A 16,103-nucleotide genomic window follows, 5' to 3' on the forward strand; every position below is an offset into this window, starting at 1 on the left:
CCGCGATGGTTGGTGGTCGGCCGCGGTCGGGCCGAATCGTCGGTGCTACTGGCGGGCTGCCTGCCGGGCACGCTCGGCCTGAATCTGATCGGTGTGCGCCTTGACGTCGCACTGCAGTCCCAGGGTGTCGATGACCTCTTCGGCCTCGATCTCAGGGGACATGCGCAGACCCACGTCGATGGTCAGGTGGACCTCGTCCGGTCCCAGGGGCTCCAGGTCGTCGAACTGGGAGCGGAGCATCTGCGGCTTCATGAAGTGGCCCTTCCGCTTGGAGAGCCGCTCCATGATGGAGTCGTAGTCCCCGCTCAGGTGGATGAAGACCACGCCTGGCATTCGCAACCGATCACGGTAGATCCGCTTCAGGGCCGAGCAGGTGACGGTTCCGGGCACTCCACGGCGCATGTGATCCTCGATCCAATCATGGATGCTGTCCAGCCAGGGCCAACGGTCCTCGTCGTTCAGGGGGATGCCGCGGGCCATCTTGTCGATGTTGGCCTGGGGGTGGAAGTCGTCGGCCTCGGCCATGTCCCAGCCCAGCTTGTTGCCCAGGTGCTCGTTCATGGTGGTCTTGCCGCAGCCGGCGACCCCCATGATGACCAGGATGGGCGTGCGGCCCTGGAAGTAGTCCGGGGGAACCGTGTTGTCCACTGCCGAGGGAACCTGGGGCTCCGGGTGATCCTCTGCGCTCAGCGCGTCGGAATTCTTTGACGATGTGTCGACCATGTGCAACCTTTCTGAAAAGTTATTTGACAATGACGCTCAGGCGGTGATGGGCACAAAGATGCTGGCGATCATGACCAGGACCAGGACCACTACCGACAGCAGGCATTCCAGAACCGACCAGGTCTTCAGAGTCTCGCCAACGCTCAGGCCGAAGTACTCCTTGATCAGCCAGAAGCCTGCGTCGTTGAGGTGGGAGAGGAAGATGGAGCCGGCGCCGATGGCGATGACCAGGAGCGTAGTGGCCGTGGAGCCTGCATGCATCATGGTCATGGCGTTGCTGAGGATGCCGGCCGTGGTCAGGATGGAAACGGTGGCCGAGCCTGTGGCGATGCGCACGAAGACGGCGATGACCCAGCCCAGCAGGAAGATGGAGATGTTGGAGTGCTCGACAAAGGTGCCGATGATCTTGCCGATGCCGGTGGAGACCAGTACGCCCTTGAAGCCGCCGCCTGCGCCCACGATCAGCAGGATGCCTGCCACAGCGGGCAGCGAGGCTCCCAGGGAGTCATTGACGGTCTTCCAGGAGATGCCCGAGGCGGCCTTGAGGACCAGCATGGAGACAATCAGTGCTATGGCCAGGGCCATGACCGGGTTACCGATGAAGTTGATGGTCTGGGCCAGGCCGTCCGTGCGATCCTTGAAGCCGGGAATGGCGATCTCGAAGATGGAGGTCAGCAGCATGAGGACTGCCGGCAGCAGGATGCAGCAGACCGAGATGGCGAAGGAGGGCAGTCGGGTCTCCTCCTTGCCCGCCTGCTCGCTCTTGGCCACAAAGTCGGTCGGCGCCTGGATGGGCACCCAGCGGGAGGCCAGCCGGGAGAAGCCCGGGCCCACGACGACCAGGGTGATCAGGGCGAAGGGGATGCCGAACATCATGGTCAGACCCACATTGCCGGTCTGCTTGAACTGGCTCAGGGCTGCCAGGGGGCCGGGGTGAGGAGGCACGCAGGCGTGCATGATGGACAGGCCTGCCAGAGTGGGGATGGCCACCCGCATCAGAGGAAGCTTGGTACGGCGGGCCACCAGAATGATGACCGGAACCAGAATGACCAGGCCAACCTCGAAGAACATGGGCAGGCCGATCAGGGCGCCGATCAGGGCCATGATCCAAGGGATGGTGGCGGGCTTGGACTTGGCGACCAGGGTGTTGACCACCTGGTCGGTGGCCCCGGTGTCCATGAGGACCTTGCCGATCATGGCTCCCAGGCCGATCAGAATGCCCACGGAGCCCATGGTGGAGCCGAACTCGCCGGTGAAGCTGGTCAGGGTGGCCACGGGACCATAGCCGGAACCGATGCCGACCACCAGGGCGGCACCCAGCAGGGAGACAAATGGATGAAGCTTAACGACGGTGACCAGGAAAATGAGCACTGCCAGGCTGAGCACCAGACTGATGCCCAATTGGGTGGTGTTCAGGGAAACGGCCTGACTCGCCGCCAGGGTTAGGTACCCTTCGGCTGTCGGCTGCGACGCTAAAAGCATTGCTGCCTCTTCTCTGAGGATGCGAACCGTTCGGCCTGAGCAGCTTTCCGGCTCTTATTTTTGCATTACATAATATCGACAGTGTGATATTACGTATGCCTTAACAGACCATATCTTACACGAACCTGTGACGGTTTGGAAGATGGCATGCTAAGAGCAGGATGGAGCCTCAACAAGTTTGCAGAATCGTTTGATCCCTTTGGAAACGAGCCCGGTTGCTAGAGTGGAATTCGTGGAAAGCGCGAGCAAGCCTGAGGACGAAACCGCTACAGAAGGCACCCTGCATGACCGGCTCCTGGACCAGTGGGGGGCGGCCATCGTCGATGGCGCCATCGCTCCGGGCGACCGATTGCCTGCCCCTAATCTGGATAGCCAGAGGCCTTCGCGCACGGTGACCAGGGAGGTCACCAGGGTTCTTGAGGCCATGGGTCTGGTCACCGTCAAACGCAAGGTCGGTGCCACGGTCAACCCCCGTCGGCTCTGGAATATCTATGATCCGCGGGTGATCGAGTGGAGGCTGCGCGGACCTGGCCGGGGGCGGACCCTGCATGAGCTGTCCGAGCTCAGGGCATGCGTGGAGCCCATGGCTGCCCAGCTGGCGGCCAGCCACGCTGATCAGGATCACTGGGCGAAGCTGACGCGGGCCGCCATTGACATGGTGGCCAACGCTGACCGGGCCGACGGGCCGGACTATCTTCGGGCTGACGAAACCTTCCATCGAACCCTGCTTGAGGCATCGGGCAACGCTATGTTCGCGGCCCTGGGCGATGTGATTGCTTCAGTGCTGTCTGGGCGGACCCGGCATGAGCTTATGCCCAGGAAGGCTGATGAGAAGGCGCTGCGGCTGCACGGGGACGTGGCTGCGCTGATACGGCGGGGCGATGCAGAGGGTGCCCGCCACGCCATGGATTGGATCGTCGACGAATCCGATCGGGCTATCGAACAAATGACCAGAAAAGACTCCGAAAGCTCCGTCCCTGCTGCGGATGAGGAATCTTCGGAGTCCTGAAATCTGTAGAGGCTCTTGTTGCTGAAGGCTCAGCGCAGTTTCGAGGCGGCATCAGCGTCCAGGAGCCAGAGGGTCTCCAGGGTGCCCCTGGCATACGAGGAGGGGACATGAGGGTCGTCTGTGGTTCCCAGGGCTGCAGCCACGGCCGAAGCCTTTTCAGCGGTTGAGGTGAAGAGCCAGACCTTGGGGGTCCGGCGGATGAATGGCGTGGTCATGGTGACCCTGAGCGGCGGCAGCTTGGGGGAGTTGCTGACGCCCGTCACCAGCAAATCATCGTCCTGTAGCTTGACCTCGGAGCGGTCGGGGAAGAGGGAGGCATAGTGGCCGTCGGGGCCCACGCCGAAGACGGCTAGATCCATGTGTCCATCAGGGCCGAGCTGGTCGATGATCTCCTGCTGATAGGTGGCTGCCGCCTGGGTCAGAGCCCGTTCGTTCTCCTCCTGGTCGGCGGCTTCAACCTGAGCTGGGCTGCGGGTGTCCACGGGCATGGGATGCACGTTGGCTTGGGGCAGCAGCCTCTGGTCGATCAGCGAGCCATACCAGGCCCGCCGTGCCTGTTCGTCGTTGCGGTCCGGGTCTTCCAGTCCCACGAACCGCTCATCGCTCCACCAGAGGTGGACCCGGCTCCAGTCCACGCTCTGGCTCAGGGGATCAGCGCCCATCAGGGCATAGACCTCCGCTGCGTCCCGGCCGCCGGTCAACGCCAGGTCGGCCCGGTCCTGACGGGCCAGGAGGTCGCCCAGCTCCAGCAGGATCCGGGCTGCGGCGGCTTGATTGAGCAACTTGGTTGTGGCATAAGTCACGACATGACGATCGGTCATCTGATCCTCCTTGCATGCAGGTGAAGCTGGCCTCAGCCTACACCCAGACGTTTGCATATGAATTGAGCCGCAGCAGGGGGTCTACTGGTGGTCGACCATTCCCCAGCCGATGTGGATGACATCCTGATAGACCTCGTCAGGATCCAACCGACCCAGTTCCTCGCTCATGCAGTCCACGGCAGAGCGCAGGGGCATGGAGATGGTCTGCGGGGCCTGACCGGGCTGGTTGATCCGGGCCTGGTCGTCATGGTGGCGCTCCATGCTCATGACCCCGTCCGGACGTTCGAAGTAGACGCCGGTGACCGCCTGAGCCTGCGGGTCGCGTTCGACTGTGACCGGCACCTTTAGCTTCAGGGCCAGCCAGGAGGCCAGCAGCTCCAACGGCAGGTAGTGGGCTTGGCCGGTTACCCTGACCGAACGGATGGGCAGGTGGGGCGGCTGCTGCACCATGGAGGTCAGCAGCGCTCGCCAGATGGTGATCCTGGTCCAGGACAGGTCCACGTCCTCAGCGTGCGAATGGGCCAGCAGCCCGGCGAAGGTGGCCTGGCGATCGTCGGCCTCCATGGCATCGGTGATTCTGCTGGCGGCCATGGTCCCGATGGGATCCTGCGAGGGATCCAGGGGCGGATTGGTGGGCCACCAGACTACTAGAGGCGCATCCGGCACCAGGAGGGGAATGACCAGCGCGTCGGAATGGTCCAGCAGGGCTGCCACTGGTCGCAAGACCACCACTTCGCCGGCACCAGCATCCGAGCCGAAGCGTATTTCGGCATCCAGCGTGCGATCCCCATTGTGGTCGGTGTTCTTGTAGGAGACGCAGTCATCAGAGGTCTGTGCTGCAGCGGTCCTCTGGTCCGCATCCTGCCCGGCCTGATGGTCTTCGGCATCGGTCACTATGGCGATGACCCGGCAGGGATGTTCGCGGCTTGCGGCGTTTATGGTCTCCAGGGCTGTCTCCAGATTGGCCTGCTCGGTGATGATGACCAGGGTCAGCACCCGTCCCTGGGCGGCCTCCCCGCGTTCAACGTGGAGTTCGTCGATCTCCCGGGCGATGGCGGAGGTAGTGGTGTTGTTCAGTCTGACGATCATGGCATCCTCCAGTGGTATCCGTCGCGGGCCAGCATCAGATCAGCCTCCCGCGGACCCCAGGTGCCGGCGCGGTAGGGCTGGGGCTGGCCCTGTCCTGCCCAGAACTCCTCGATGGGGTCCAGGATCTTCCAGGAGAGATTGACCTCCTCGGTGGTGGGGAAGAGGGGCGGGTCTCCCAGGAGCACGTCCAGGATCAGCCGCTCGTAGGCCTCGGGGGAGGCCTCGGTGAAGGAACGTCCGTAGGAGAAGTCCATGTTGACGTCGCGCACCTCCATGGCCGAGCCAGGGGTCTTGGCTCCGAAACGCATGGTCACGCCCTCGTCGGGCTGTACGCGGATGACTACGGCGTTGGCGCCCAGTTCCCGGGTGGCTGTGGCCTCGAAGGGCAGGTGGGGGGCACGCTTGAAGACGATGGCGATCTCGCTGACCCTCTTGCCCAGGCGCTTGCCCGTGCGCAGGTAGAAGGGGACGCCGGCCCAGCGGCGGGTGTCCACATCCAGCCTGATGGCCGCATAGGTTTCAGTGGTGGAGGAGGGGTCTATGCCGTCCTCGTCCAGGTAGCCGACCACGTGCTGGGACCCCTGCCAGCCGGCCGTGTACTGGCCTCGAGCGGTGTGGGCCGCCAGGTCCTTGGGAAGACGGACAGCAGAAAGGATCTTGGTCTTCTCAGCCGTCAGATCCGATGCTGAGAAGGAGACCGGCTCCTCCATGGCCGTCAGGGCCATCAGCTGCAGGAGGTGGTTCTGGATGACGTCCCGGGCTGCTCCGATTCCGTCGTAGTAGCCGGCCCTGCCGCCGATCCCCATATCCTCGGCCATGGTGATCTGCACGTGGGAGACGTAGTTGGAGTTCCAGACCGGCTCGAACATCATGTTGGCGAAGCGCAGGGCCAGGATGTTCTGCACGGTCTCCTTGCCCAGGTAGTGGTCGATGCGGAAGACCGAATCCGGCTCAAAGACCTCGGAGACCACCCGGTCAAGCTCCTTGGCCGAGGCCAGGTCGTGGCCGAAGGGCTTCTCGATGATGACGCGGCGCCAGGCCCCTTCCTTGGAGTGGGAAAGCCCCGACTCGGCCAACTGACGGGCCACCTGGGGGAAGGCCTTGGGCGGCACTGACATGTAGAAGGCATGGTTGCCGCGTGTGCCCCGGACCCGATCCAGCTCCGAGACGGTGGCCGACAGGCGGCGGAAGGCCTCGGCATCGTCGAAGCTGCCCTTGACGAAGCGCATGCCCTGGCTCAGATGTCGCCAGGTGGATTCGTTGAAGGGGGTGCGGCAGTGGGCGCGGACGTTCTCCTCCGCAAAGGCGACGAACTGCTGGTCGCTCCAGTCGCGCCGTCCGAAGCCGATCAGCCCGAAGCTGGCTGGAAGCAGCCCCCGGTTGGCCAGGTCATAAACAGCCGGCAAGAGCTTTTTCTTGGCCAGATCTCCGGTGACGCCGAAAATGACCAATGAGCTGGGGCCCGCGATGCGCGGCATGCGCAGATCGCGCGGATCCAGCAGGGGGTTGTGCCAGGGCGCCTGTCGGCCGCCGTCCTCGTCTGGAGGAGCGGGCTGGTCGGCGGAGCGCACAAGTGGTGAAGTGTCCATAGTGCTCCTCGTGAAATACTGTGGCTCCTAGTGTACTGTCGGAGGCAGAAGGGCAGGGCCGATTATCCGCTGAAGTGTGCATAAGCGTCGCAAAGGTCACATTTGCGGCAGGAATCCCTAGAATGGTCGGTATGATTCCCAATGTTCCCATGGCCGAGGCCCTGCACCGTCAGTATGCGCCCTCCCAAGCCGCCTATGAACTGATACACACCCACTGCCAGATCATTGCCGCCCTCGCGGTGCGTATGGCCGACCAGGTCAACGAACGCCTGCTGCGTGATGATGATCCTGACGGGGTTCTGCCCGAGCGGCCTCTGGACCGTGACCTGGTCCGCACGGGCGCCTTGCTGCACGACATCGGTACCTACCGGATCCTCAAGGACGATGGTTCCCAGGGCCGCCCCCTGACCTTCCAGGGCGAGCGGTACATCGAACATGGGCTGGAGGGTTACCACTTGCTGCTGGACGCTGGGGTGGACGAGTCGGTGGCCCAGTTCGCCCGCAACCATACCGGGGTGGGGCTGACCCGCCGCCAGGTTGAGGAGGAGCATCTGAACCTGCCGCCTGACGACTACCTGCCGGTCAACCCTGAGCAGGAGGTGGTCATGTATGCGGACAAGTTCCACAGCAAGCACCAGCCGCCCATCTTCGTCTCCGAGCCCACTGCCGCCAAGCGCACAGCCAAGTATGGTCCCGACAACCTGGCCCGCTGGAGGCAGCTGGTGGCCCGGTACGGGGTGCCGGATCTGCAGCCCCTGGCCAAGCACTACGGCATGACCATCGTCTGATCCGGCCGGGCCGGCCCCCAGGAACTGCGGAAGCGGCCGCCGAATTCGCGCAGCATCCACGGGTCTGGTTGATAGGGATCGACTGGATCGGTCCGGCAGGTCGTTACGGCTTTCAAGAACGAGACCATTCCCTGCGGCCCGTAAGCGTAAGGGGCTGCGCACCAGACCGGGTTTCCCTCCAGGACGAGAGGCCGATCCGATCCACGGAGGAAGGCCAGATCCACGCTGATCGGAGCAGGAGATCGACCCTTGGCTGCCTGGAGGGCGCAGTTCTCGGCGATCGTTCGATGCCTGGGATCGAAGATGGCGCCGTCGAAGACCGTGGTAATGGCTCGAGAGCCCTCGTCCTCATGCAGGCAGTATCCGCTGGAGGCCGCGATTCGATCCCTGTCGATGATGACCCGCCACTCCTCATGGATATTGGGCAGGTGGGTCTGGATTCGAATTAGCGATTGCGCAGGGGCTGTCCGCAGATCGCTCTGCAGGCCTTCAAGGGTCCGTCGGGCCGCAGGCAGGCCCGATACCCGGCCGGCGGCCAGCTGCGACCAGGGACGTTGTCCCAACTCCGATGGCAGCCGACGCCAGGTCAGGATGGTTTCTGCCGTCACAGTCAGAATCCTGCGTTCGGTCAGGGACTGGTCCAGTTCATCCAGCCACAAAGTCGGTGGGGCTGACAGGGCCCATGAGGGACGGCCTTGGGATGCCAGCCAGGCGTTCTGAGCGATCAGCAGCCCTGGGGTAATCCATATGGCTTCCTTGACGCCGACCTCCCGAACGGGTCCGAATCCATGGTGATGGTGCAGGATGACCCTCCCTTGCCGGCGTGGGTCATTGTTGCATGAACCGATTTGTTCAGTCATGACCCGGGGTATCCACTCCTCATGGGTGATGACCGAACAAATCAGTGCAGTGCTGTCCATCCCCGGCCGGGAAGGCTGGGGCTCAATCGACGATGAATCGGTCGTCGTAGGTGTCCTCGTCCACGGTGTCAGAACCGCCGGAGGTCAGGATGATCACTGCGCAGTCATGACGGCGGGAGACCCGCTTCAGGGTGGCCAGCAGGGTGTCCCAGTCGCTCGGTTCCAGCCCCTCGGTGGGTTCGTCGGCGATGAGCACGTCGCACTCGCAGCACAGGGCACGGGCCACGGAGGCCAGGCGGAAGTCCAAGTGGCCCAGATCAGCCGTCAGCTTGTCATGCAGGCGCTCCGGGAAGCCCACCTCGTCCAGCAGCTGACGGGCCAGATTGTCCTTGGGGCCCAGGAAGGTGCGTCCGCTGGCCTCCATGGTGTAGACAAGATTCTGTACGGCGGTCAGGTCGCGCCTTAAGACATCGGTGCCGAAGATGGCTCCGATCTGATGGCCACGATAGTCGGAAGCCAGTAATTGGCGCAGGTCCGTGCCCCGGAAGAGCACGCTGCCCTGGGTGGGGGCGCGCAGACCGGTCATCAGAGCCATCAGAGCGGCCCGTCTGGAAGGCGAAGTGGTCTCCACCGAGTAGATGCGGCGACGCTGGAATTCCAGATCGACATCATCCAGGATCTGTTCGGGACGACCCTGAACCTTGCGCGTGTAATCCACATGCTTCAGGGAGAGCACCGGGTAGCCGCCAGGAACCAACACCCGCTGGTCATCGGTCTCCAGCAGTGGGTCCTCCTCCTGATCGTCGTCGCTCTCCTCGGCATTTTCCTGCTCGATGACCACCTTGAAAGCGGCCATCGACGCGTCTTCTTCCGAAGAACCATCCTCCTTGGACTGTTCGTCCGTCTGAGGGGCTGCTTCTTCCTCGGATTCGGGCAGCGGTTCGGCGCCGGTGTTCTCGTCGGTTTTTTGCTCAGCATCGGCCGTTGTTTGAGCGGCTTGCTTCTGGTCGGCGGCCTTGGCTGCAGCCTTTTCCTGGGACTCTTCGTCTGGCTGTTGGTCCGATGTCTTTTCGCTCATGCCTCGTCCTCCAGGTCGTTGGTGTATAGCTGGGCGGTTCTGAAGGCCGCTACCCTGGCGGCTGCTGCCAGAGCGAGGACCAGGCAGACGGCCAGGCCAATCAGGATCATCTTCCAGATCAGACCAGCATGCGGCATGCTGGCCAGGCTCCCCAGCCGGAAGAGCGACCGGCCCAGGGGCCGACTGATCGCGGTGCCCAGAGCCAGGCCCAGCACCAGTCCGGGCAGGGTGAGCAGGAGGGTCTCCAGGGCGAACTGCCAACCCAGCCGAGCCTTGTGGACCCCGATGGTGATGGCCATGCCGATTTCGTTGGCACGGCTGCGCAGCATGAGGAACAGACAGCCCAGCAGAATCAGCCCGCCCAGCAGGCAGACCAGGATAATGGTGGTTCGCGCCTGGTCGGCGGCCCTGTGAACAGGCTCCATCCGCCGCTGGTAGTCCTTCAGGCTGGGGGAGTCGATGTCGTACTGCGAAGCCTTGAGCCCGTCCTTGCGCAGCTCCTTGATGAACTTCTGGTAGGTGCTCGGCGAATCCAGGACGAAGGCCACGAGCAGTTCATGGCCGGGGTCTCCGGGCTTGCTGGCTGCATCCAGCCCCAGCATGGCAAAAGTGGGATAGGCCGTGTAAATGGCCCGGTTGGCTGTCTGATCGGCGGCCTTACGGTAGTGGTAGGTGCCGGAGATGGTCAGCTTGACCTGCTGATCCTGCTGGCGGGGATCCTTGATGGTCAGGGTGTCGCCCACCTTGAGCTTGTTGGCCTGTGCCATTTGCTTGGAGATCAGCACGGTCTGGGCGCCGGAGGCATTCTGGGAGGCGTAGTCCAGTCCCTTGCCCTGATCGACTGTGAAGGGGCCGTGAGGCAGGGTGGGTTCGGCCTCCTTGTCGGAGACGCCCACCAGGGAGTAGGTGCCTGACTGGGGTAGTCCCTCCGGGCTGATGTCGGCGGTCTCATGGAAGTAGGCCTTGTACTGCATGCCATCCATCTGCAGGCGCTGGGCGTACTTGGAATACTCGTTCCAGCCCAGGGGAGAGGCCTTGGTTCCCTTGCGCGGGCTGATGACGGCATCCACCTGTTGGGATTCGTAGTCTGTGGTGCGTGCCTTGGTGTCAGCCTGGAGCACGGTGGCCGCCGTCGTGGCCAGAGCCGTCACGACCAGGCAGGCCAGAACCATGACCAGGCTCCGCGCCGCATGCCGCCTGATGGTGAACCAGGCGTTCTTGAGAACGAACATGACACCCTTCCTGATAGCGTTCCAGGGATGACCGGGCGGCCCACGATGGCGGGCCTTAAGTCCGGTCGCCGTCCTCCAGTCTAGCCAGGGACGCTCCCAAGCTAGCGGTGCGAACTTGGAGCTTGCTGAATGTCCCGTTCGGCCTCTGGCTGCTCGGCATGGGAGAAGTTGCGCACCTTCAAAGAGACGACCAGAGCAGCCAGAATCAGCACCAAGGTGAAGACCAGTCCGTAGTGGGTGCCCCTGGTGAAGGCCTGGGCTTTGTCAACTCCGGCTGCCTGCCCCTCGCCCATGGCCAGCAGGGAGGTGGTAATGGCTGTGGCCACGGCTCCTACGATCTGCTGCATGGTGTTGATGATGGTGCTTCCATCGCCGGACTGCGGGCCGCTCAGAGAGTTGAGCGCGTAGGTCTGGGCTGGCGACATGGCCAGGGGGCAGCCAATCATCAAAATGATATGGGCAGCAACCACCAAGGCCACAGGGGTGTGCGGGCCGGTGAACAGGAGGATGACCGTGCCGAGCAGGGCGACAAGGAAGCCGCAGCGGACGGGCATACGAGCCCCGAAGCCGTCGTAGAGCCGGCCGGCGAAGGCCGAGACCAGGGCGTTGATGGCCCCGCCGGGCAGCATGAGGATGCCGGTCATGGCCACGGGCAGGAGCAGCCCACGCTGCAGGAACTGGGGCAGCAGATACATGGAGGAGAGGATGACTGCGAAGTCCAGCATGACCAGGGTGGCGCCGTAGCGGAAGGCCGGGATGGAGAAGATGCGCAGGTTGAGCACCGGGTGTTCCAGGCTCAGCTGACGACGAATATAGAGGACCAGGGCTACTAGGGCCACGACCAGGATGATCAGGGTGACGGGGGAGAGCCATCCGTACCGGCTGGCCAGGCTGACACCTGCCACCAGTCCGCCGAAGCCGACAATGGATTCCAGAATGGAGGCCAGGTCGGGCCGCTGGTGGGTGATGGTCCCCACATTCTTCAGGAAGCAGACGGCGAAGACCAGAGCCACAACCAGGAAGGGGGTGAAGAACCAGAAGATCCAGTGCCAGGTCAGCTTGCCCAGGATGATCCCGGTCAGGGTCGGGCCGATGGCGGGAGCGAACATGATGACCAGGGCGCACATGCCCATGACCGTGCCCAGGCGGGCTGGCGGGAAGATCAGCATGGCCACGGTGAACATGAGCGGCAGGATCAGGCCGGTGCCGATGCCCTGGATCAGCCGTCCCGTCAGAAGGACGGGGAAGGTGGGGGCCATGGCCGAGACCACCGATCCTGCCAGGAAGGCGACCAGGCCGAAGATCACGGTCTGCCTGGTGGTGAACCACTTGGAGATCAGGCTGGAGAAGGGCAGGACGGTGCCGATGACCAGCATGTACCCCGTGACCAGCCATTGCACGGTGGCAGCGGGGATCTGGAAGCTCTCCATCAGGTTGGGCAGGGCGATATTGAGCGAGGTCTCGCTCAGCATGCCCACGAAAGCCCCGATCATCAGCGCGGCGATGGCCGGCCAGGGATGGGGGACGGCCGGTCGTGACCGGTGAACAGAGGCAGAGGTGGACGTGTTTTGCACGATGATGATCTCCTTCTTCAGACAAACAGCACGCCATCTTAGGGAGGCGGTCATTTTTTCGTAAGTCGGCATGTCTACTCGCTTCGCCGAAGGCGTGCCGCATCGGGACGGAAAAGGTTATGCTCGGGAATGGTCGTCAGAGACCATAAGGAGGGTGCGTGTGGATTGGCATGCAGCGGTCTACGGGTCAAGAGCCGTTGGTTCAGGAGGCCATGGCTTCTATGATCCGGGCGACGATGAGGAGGGGCGGACCTTCGGCGATCCAGACACCATCTCTGACGCCGCTCTGCGCCGATTGGGCGGCAAGGCCTACTTCCGCGCCCATCAACTGCTGGATGACCGCCGCTTTACAGACCTGCGCCTGCGGCACTTGGGGGCTCTGACCGTTCTCAAGGGGCGTGTGCCCGCCACCTATCAGCCGGATGGCGACTGCATGGTCCAGGCTCGGCTGGACGAGCAGGCCCATCGGGTCATCGACTCCTCCTGCACCTGCCGGGCCTTTGGGCGCCAGGGTCCTGCCTGCAAGCATGTCGTCGCCCTGATCATGGCCTACAACGAGTCCAGCCAGGCCTTTGCAGGATCGGATGACTGGGACGGCGACCAGGGTCGATCCAGTTCCGCCCGGTCGACCTCGGGACCCCTGGCAGCCTACATGCACCGGCAGGAGGTTCGGCGTCGGCAGGCCTTTCGTGACCGCCAGCTGAGCCTGCTCAAGCAGGAGAGCGGACCGGTTGGCGGCCGTCACCTGCCCATCGGCTCGGTCGGGCTTATCCCCGATCTGACCAGTGAGCGCGGCGGCTGGCTGGTCCGTCTGCACATCACCCTGTCCTCCCACGGGGTCGCCTACCTGGTCAAGGACCTTCCGGCCCTGCTGCGTGCCGTGGATCATGGCGAATTCATGTCTTACGGGCGGCGGCTGGCCTTCATTCATTCTCGTGACACCTTTGATGAACGGACCCAGGCTCTGCTGACCATTCTTGAAAGGGCCGGTGCCATCCGCCGCAGCCTGGCCGAACAGGAGGGGGGCATGCGCCGCCGCCTTGCACGCGCAGGATTGGCGGGGATCCGGCTCAGCGACGACGAAGTGGCGCAGATCCTCGACCTGTTCGTAGACTCCGGGCTCACCCTGGACTATACGCCTCCCGAGGACTCCTTCCTGCAGACCATGCCTGCCCCCGTCCTCGACGGGGATCCGGACCCTGGCATCGCGGTCAGCAAGGAGGCGGATGGCTACCGGATCACCCATGCCCTGGCCGTGGAGCGCTTCATCGTCGGTCAGGCCTCTTCCTTCGTTATCGTGCGCCCTTCGCAACCCGGCTTAGGGCTGGATCCGGGGCCGGTCATCCATCGTTGCAGCGCGCGCTTCATGCGTCATCGGGATCTGCTGGAGACCCTCTGCCGTCCTGGCGAGGATCGGGATCTGCATCTGGATGCCGACGACCTGGATCTGTTCGCCCGGACCGTCCTGCCTGACCTGGATCAGGGCGCCCAGGAAGGATCCGGGCTCTCTGCCAGTCTGCCCGAGGAGCTGGATGCCCGGCGGCGGCCGCCCTGCAGGATCGAACTTTACCTGGACAGGGATCGGCAGGGGGTCAGCTGTGACCTCAAGGCCCGCTACGGGGACCGTCTTCTGTCCATCGGCGCTGATCCTGCCTCGGAGGATGAACCCGGCAGAGATCGGGAGAGCGAGTCTTTGGCCTGGCAGACGGTTCGCCGCTATTTCCCCTTGATGGAGGAGGGGCTGGCCCGTATCCCCGAGGAGAACGAGGAGGCCATCCACACACTGTTGACCCGGGGCCTGCCTGTGCTCAAGGGTCTGGGACGGGTCTTCTCCACCCCGGCCTTCGACGGGCTGAGCGTCGTCTCTCATCCGCAGATCCGCGTGGGTGTGCGGGTGCGCTCCGGCCTGGTCGAGATCTCGCCCATCGCCGATGAGGTGCAGCCCGAGGAGGCTGCTGCCATCCTGGCCGACCATCGCCGCCGTCGGCGCTTCCATCGCCTGCGCAACGGGGCTTTCGTCGAATTGGATGATCTGAATACCGAGGCTGTGGATACCCTGGCCCAAGACCTGGGCATCGACCCTGCTGATCTGGCCAAGGGGCCGGTCCATGTGCCTGAATTCCAGCTCGGCTACCTGGATGCGCTGGTGCCCGAGCAGGACCGCGATCCCAGCTTTCGAGACTACCTGAAGGAGCGCAAACCTGACCCTCAGGGGTTCAGGGTCCCTGACGGGCTCCGCGGACAGCTCAGGCCCTACCAGGTCGAGGGGCTGCGTTGGCTATGCACCCTGAGCGACCGCGGATTCGGCGGCATCCTGGCCGACGAGATGGGTCTGGGCAAGACAATACAGATGCTGGCCTACCTGCTCTCCCGTCGGGATCAGGCCAGGGGTCGGGGACCGTCGCTGATCGTCTGTCCGGCCTCCTTGGTCTACAACTGGGAGGCCGAGTGTCGCCGCTTTACGCCGGATCTGCGGGTGGCGGTCCTGGCCGGAGGGCGCAGCCAACGTCAGGCTCTGCTGGATCAGGCCGGGTCCTACGATCTGCTGATTACCTCATACGATTTGCTCAGGCGGGACCTGGACCGGTATCGGAGCCTGCCCTGGTATGCCTTGGTTCTGGATGAGGCCCAGTACATCAAGAACCATGCCACCAAGGCCGCGCGGGCCGTACGCGCTCTGGACAGCCTGCACCGGTTCGCTCTGACCGGCACGCCCATCGAGAACCGGCTGTCTGAGCTTTGGAGCATCTTTGACTTCCTGATGCCGGGGATGCTGGGTCCATACTCTCGGTTCCGGGACCGCTTCGAAATGCCCATACTCAGCGGCGATCAGGATGCCCAGTCCCGGCTCCAGGCCCTGGTGGGGCCTTTCATTCTGCGCCGGCTCAAGTCACAGGTGCTGACGGATCTGCCCGAGAAGATCGAAAACGTGATCAGCGTGCCCCTGCAGGGTCATCAGCGCAAGCTCTATGCGGCCCTGGAGCAGGAGCTGAGGGCTACCCTCAACAAAGAGCGCGACCAGGAGTACGAGGTCGGCAAGATTCAGGTCCTGGCCCAGCTGACCAGGCTGCGGGAGGTCTGCTGCGATCCGCGTCTGGTCTATCAGGATCAGGGTAGAGACCGGCGCGGCGATTCGGCCAAGCTGGATGCCATCGAGGATCTGGTGGCCTCCTGCCAGGATGCCGGACGCAAGATGCTGATCTTCTCCCAGTTCACCTCCTACCTGGACCTGATAGCCCAGCGGCTCCGTCGGTTGGACGTGTCCTACGACCTGATCACCGGCGCCACCTCCAAGAAGCGGCGGCTGGAGCTGGTGGAACAGTTCAATAGGGATGCCACGCCGGTTTTCCTGATCTCCCTGAAGGCCGGCAACACCGGGCTCAACCTGACCGGAGCCTGTGTGGTGGTCCATGCGGACCCCTGGTGGAACGCCGCAGCCCAGGAGCAGGCCAACGACCGCGCCCACCGGATCGGCCAGACCCAGGACGTCAACGTCTACCAGATCGTCGCCAAGGACACCATCGAGGAGCGCATCCTCAACCTGCAGCACAGCAAGAGCGACCTGGCATCGCGCTTTGTCGATTCGGCTGCCTCCACCGGTGCTGCCAGCGTGGCCAGGCTGAGCAGAAAAGACCTCCTGGCCCTGCTGGGCTGATCCGAAACGGCTGCTGATCTACTGGTCAATGGTCATGAATACAGCATCATGGTGAGGAGACCCTTGGGCCACGGCTTCGGTTATTCTTGATGTATTAGTCAAATCGAAAGACTATATGTATGAGCAGATTGTTGGTTGCTCCACCGGTGGTTTTGTCGGTTTGGCAGCAGTTGACTATTCGGTTCTGGGAGTCTGGTCACCTT

Annotated in this window: 12 protein-coding genes; 3 read left to right on the plus strand and 9 right to left on the minus strand. The window is 63.6% G+C overall.

The features are described from left to right. Positions 1 to 45 precede the first annotated feature (45 nt). Complete coding sequence (locus RAM15_RS00810) at positions 46 to 723, minus strand: gluconokinase (protein WP_306221657.1); 678 nt, start codon at positions 721 to 723, stop codon at positions 46 to 48. Positions 724 to 759: 36 nt separating this feature from the next. Continuing rightward, positions 760 to 2,205: a GntP family permease gene (locus RAM15_RS00815; RefSeq protein ID WP_306221658.1), complete on the minus strand. Its 1,446-nt coding sequence runs from the start codon at positions 2,203 to 2,205 to the stop codon at positions 760 to 762. 232 nt (positions 2,206 to 2,437) lie between these two features. On the opposite strand from RAM15_RS00815, the gene RAM15_RS00820 reads away from it, so the two are divergent. Next, on the plus strand, positions 2,438 to 3,214 hold the full coding sequence (locus RAM15_RS00820; protein WP_306221659.1) for a FadR/GntR family transcriptional regulator: 777 nt from the start codon (positions 2,438 to 2,440) through the stop codon (positions 3,212 to 3,214). 29 nt (positions 3,215 to 3,243) lie between these two features. Here the strand turns inward: RAM15_RS00820 and pgl are convergent, their stop codons facing one another. From pgl to zwf, 3 genes are all read right to left on the minus strand, one after another. Then, on the minus strand, positions 3,244 to 4,035 hold the full coding sequence (gene pgl / locus RAM15_RS00825) for a 6-phosphogluconolactonase (RefSeq protein WP_306221660.1): 792 nt from the start codon (positions 4,033 to 4,035) through the stop codon (positions 3,244 to 3,246). 81 nt (positions 4,036 to 4,116) lie between these two features. Further along, the gene (locus tag RAM15_RS00830) at positions 4,117 to 5,124 is read right to left on the minus strand and encodes a glucose-6-phosphate dehydrogenase assembly protein OpcA (protein ID WP_306221661.1); all 1,008 of its coding nucleotides are present in this window, start codon (positions 5,122 to 5,124) and stop codon (positions 4,117 to 4,119) included. Then, positions 5,121 to 6,602 (minus strand): glucose-6-phosphate dehydrogenase, encoded by a 1,482-nt coding sequence (zwf, locus tag RAM15_RS00835; RefSeq protein ID WP_231575765.1) that lies wholly within the window; start codon positions 6,600 to 6,602, stop codon positions 5,121 to 5,123. The genes RAM15_RS00830 and zwf overlap by 4 nt, the downstream gene beginning before the upstream one ends. A gap of 233 nt (positions 6,603 to 6,835) precedes the next feature. On the opposite strand from zwf, the gene RAM15_RS00840 reads away from it, so the two are divergent. Continuing rightward, positions 6,836 to 7,501 carry an HD domain-containing protein gene (locus RAM15_RS00840; RefSeq protein ID WP_045923884.1) on the plus strand — a complete coding sequence of 222 codons (666 nt, stop codon included), beginning with the start codon at positions 6,836 to 6,838 and terminating at the stop codon, positions 7,499 to 7,501. On the opposite strand, the gene RAM15_RS00845 is transcribed toward RAM15_RS00840, so the two are convergent. From RAM15_RS00845 to RAM15_RS00860, 4 genes are all read right to left on the minus strand, one after another. Then, positions 7,480 to 8,361: a hypothetical protein gene (locus RAM15_RS00845; RefSeq protein WP_306221662.1), complete on the minus strand. Its 882-nt coding sequence runs from the start codon at positions 8,359 to 8,361 to the stop codon at positions 7,480 to 7,482. The genes RAM15_RS00840 and RAM15_RS00845 overlap by 22 nt on opposite strands. 82 nt (positions 8,362 to 8,443) lie before the next feature. Continuing rightward, complete coding sequence (locus RAM15_RS00850) at positions 8,444 to 9,439, minus strand: ATP-binding cassette domain-containing protein (RefSeq protein WP_306221663.1); 996 nt, start codon at positions 9,437 to 9,439, stop codon at positions 8,444 to 8,446. After that, the gene (locus RAM15_RS00855; RefSeq protein WP_306221664.1) at positions 9,436 to 10,671 is read right to left on the minus strand and encodes an FtsX-like permease family protein; all 1,236 of its coding nucleotides are present in this window, start codon (positions 10,669 to 10,671) and stop codon (positions 9,436 to 9,438) included. Before RAM15_RS00855 ends, RAM15_RS00850 begins: the two co-directional genes overlap by 4 nt. 101 nt (positions 10,672 to 10,772) lie before the next feature. After that, positions 10,773 to 12,245, minus strand: coding sequence for a DHA2 family efflux MFS transporter permease subunit (locus tag RAM15_RS00860; RefSeq protein WP_306221665.1), 1,473 nt, complete (start codon positions 12,243 to 12,245; stop codon positions 10,773 to 10,775). 160 nt (positions 12,246 to 12,405) lie between these two features. Between RAM15_RS00860 and RAM15_RS00865 the strand changes: the two genes are divergently transcribed. Continuing rightward, entirely contained in the window at positions 12,406 to 15,900 is a 3,495-nt protein-coding gene (locus RAM15_RS00865; RefSeq protein WP_306221666.1) for an SNF2-related protein, read from the plus strand. Positions 15,901 to 16,103: the final 203 nt, after the last annotated feature.

The organism is Bifidobacterium asteroides, from assembly GCF_030758775.1.
Taxonomy (GTDB): domain Bacteria; phylum Actinomycetota; class Actinomycetes; order Actinomycetales; family Bifidobacteriaceae; genus Bombiscardovia; species Bombiscardovia kimbladii.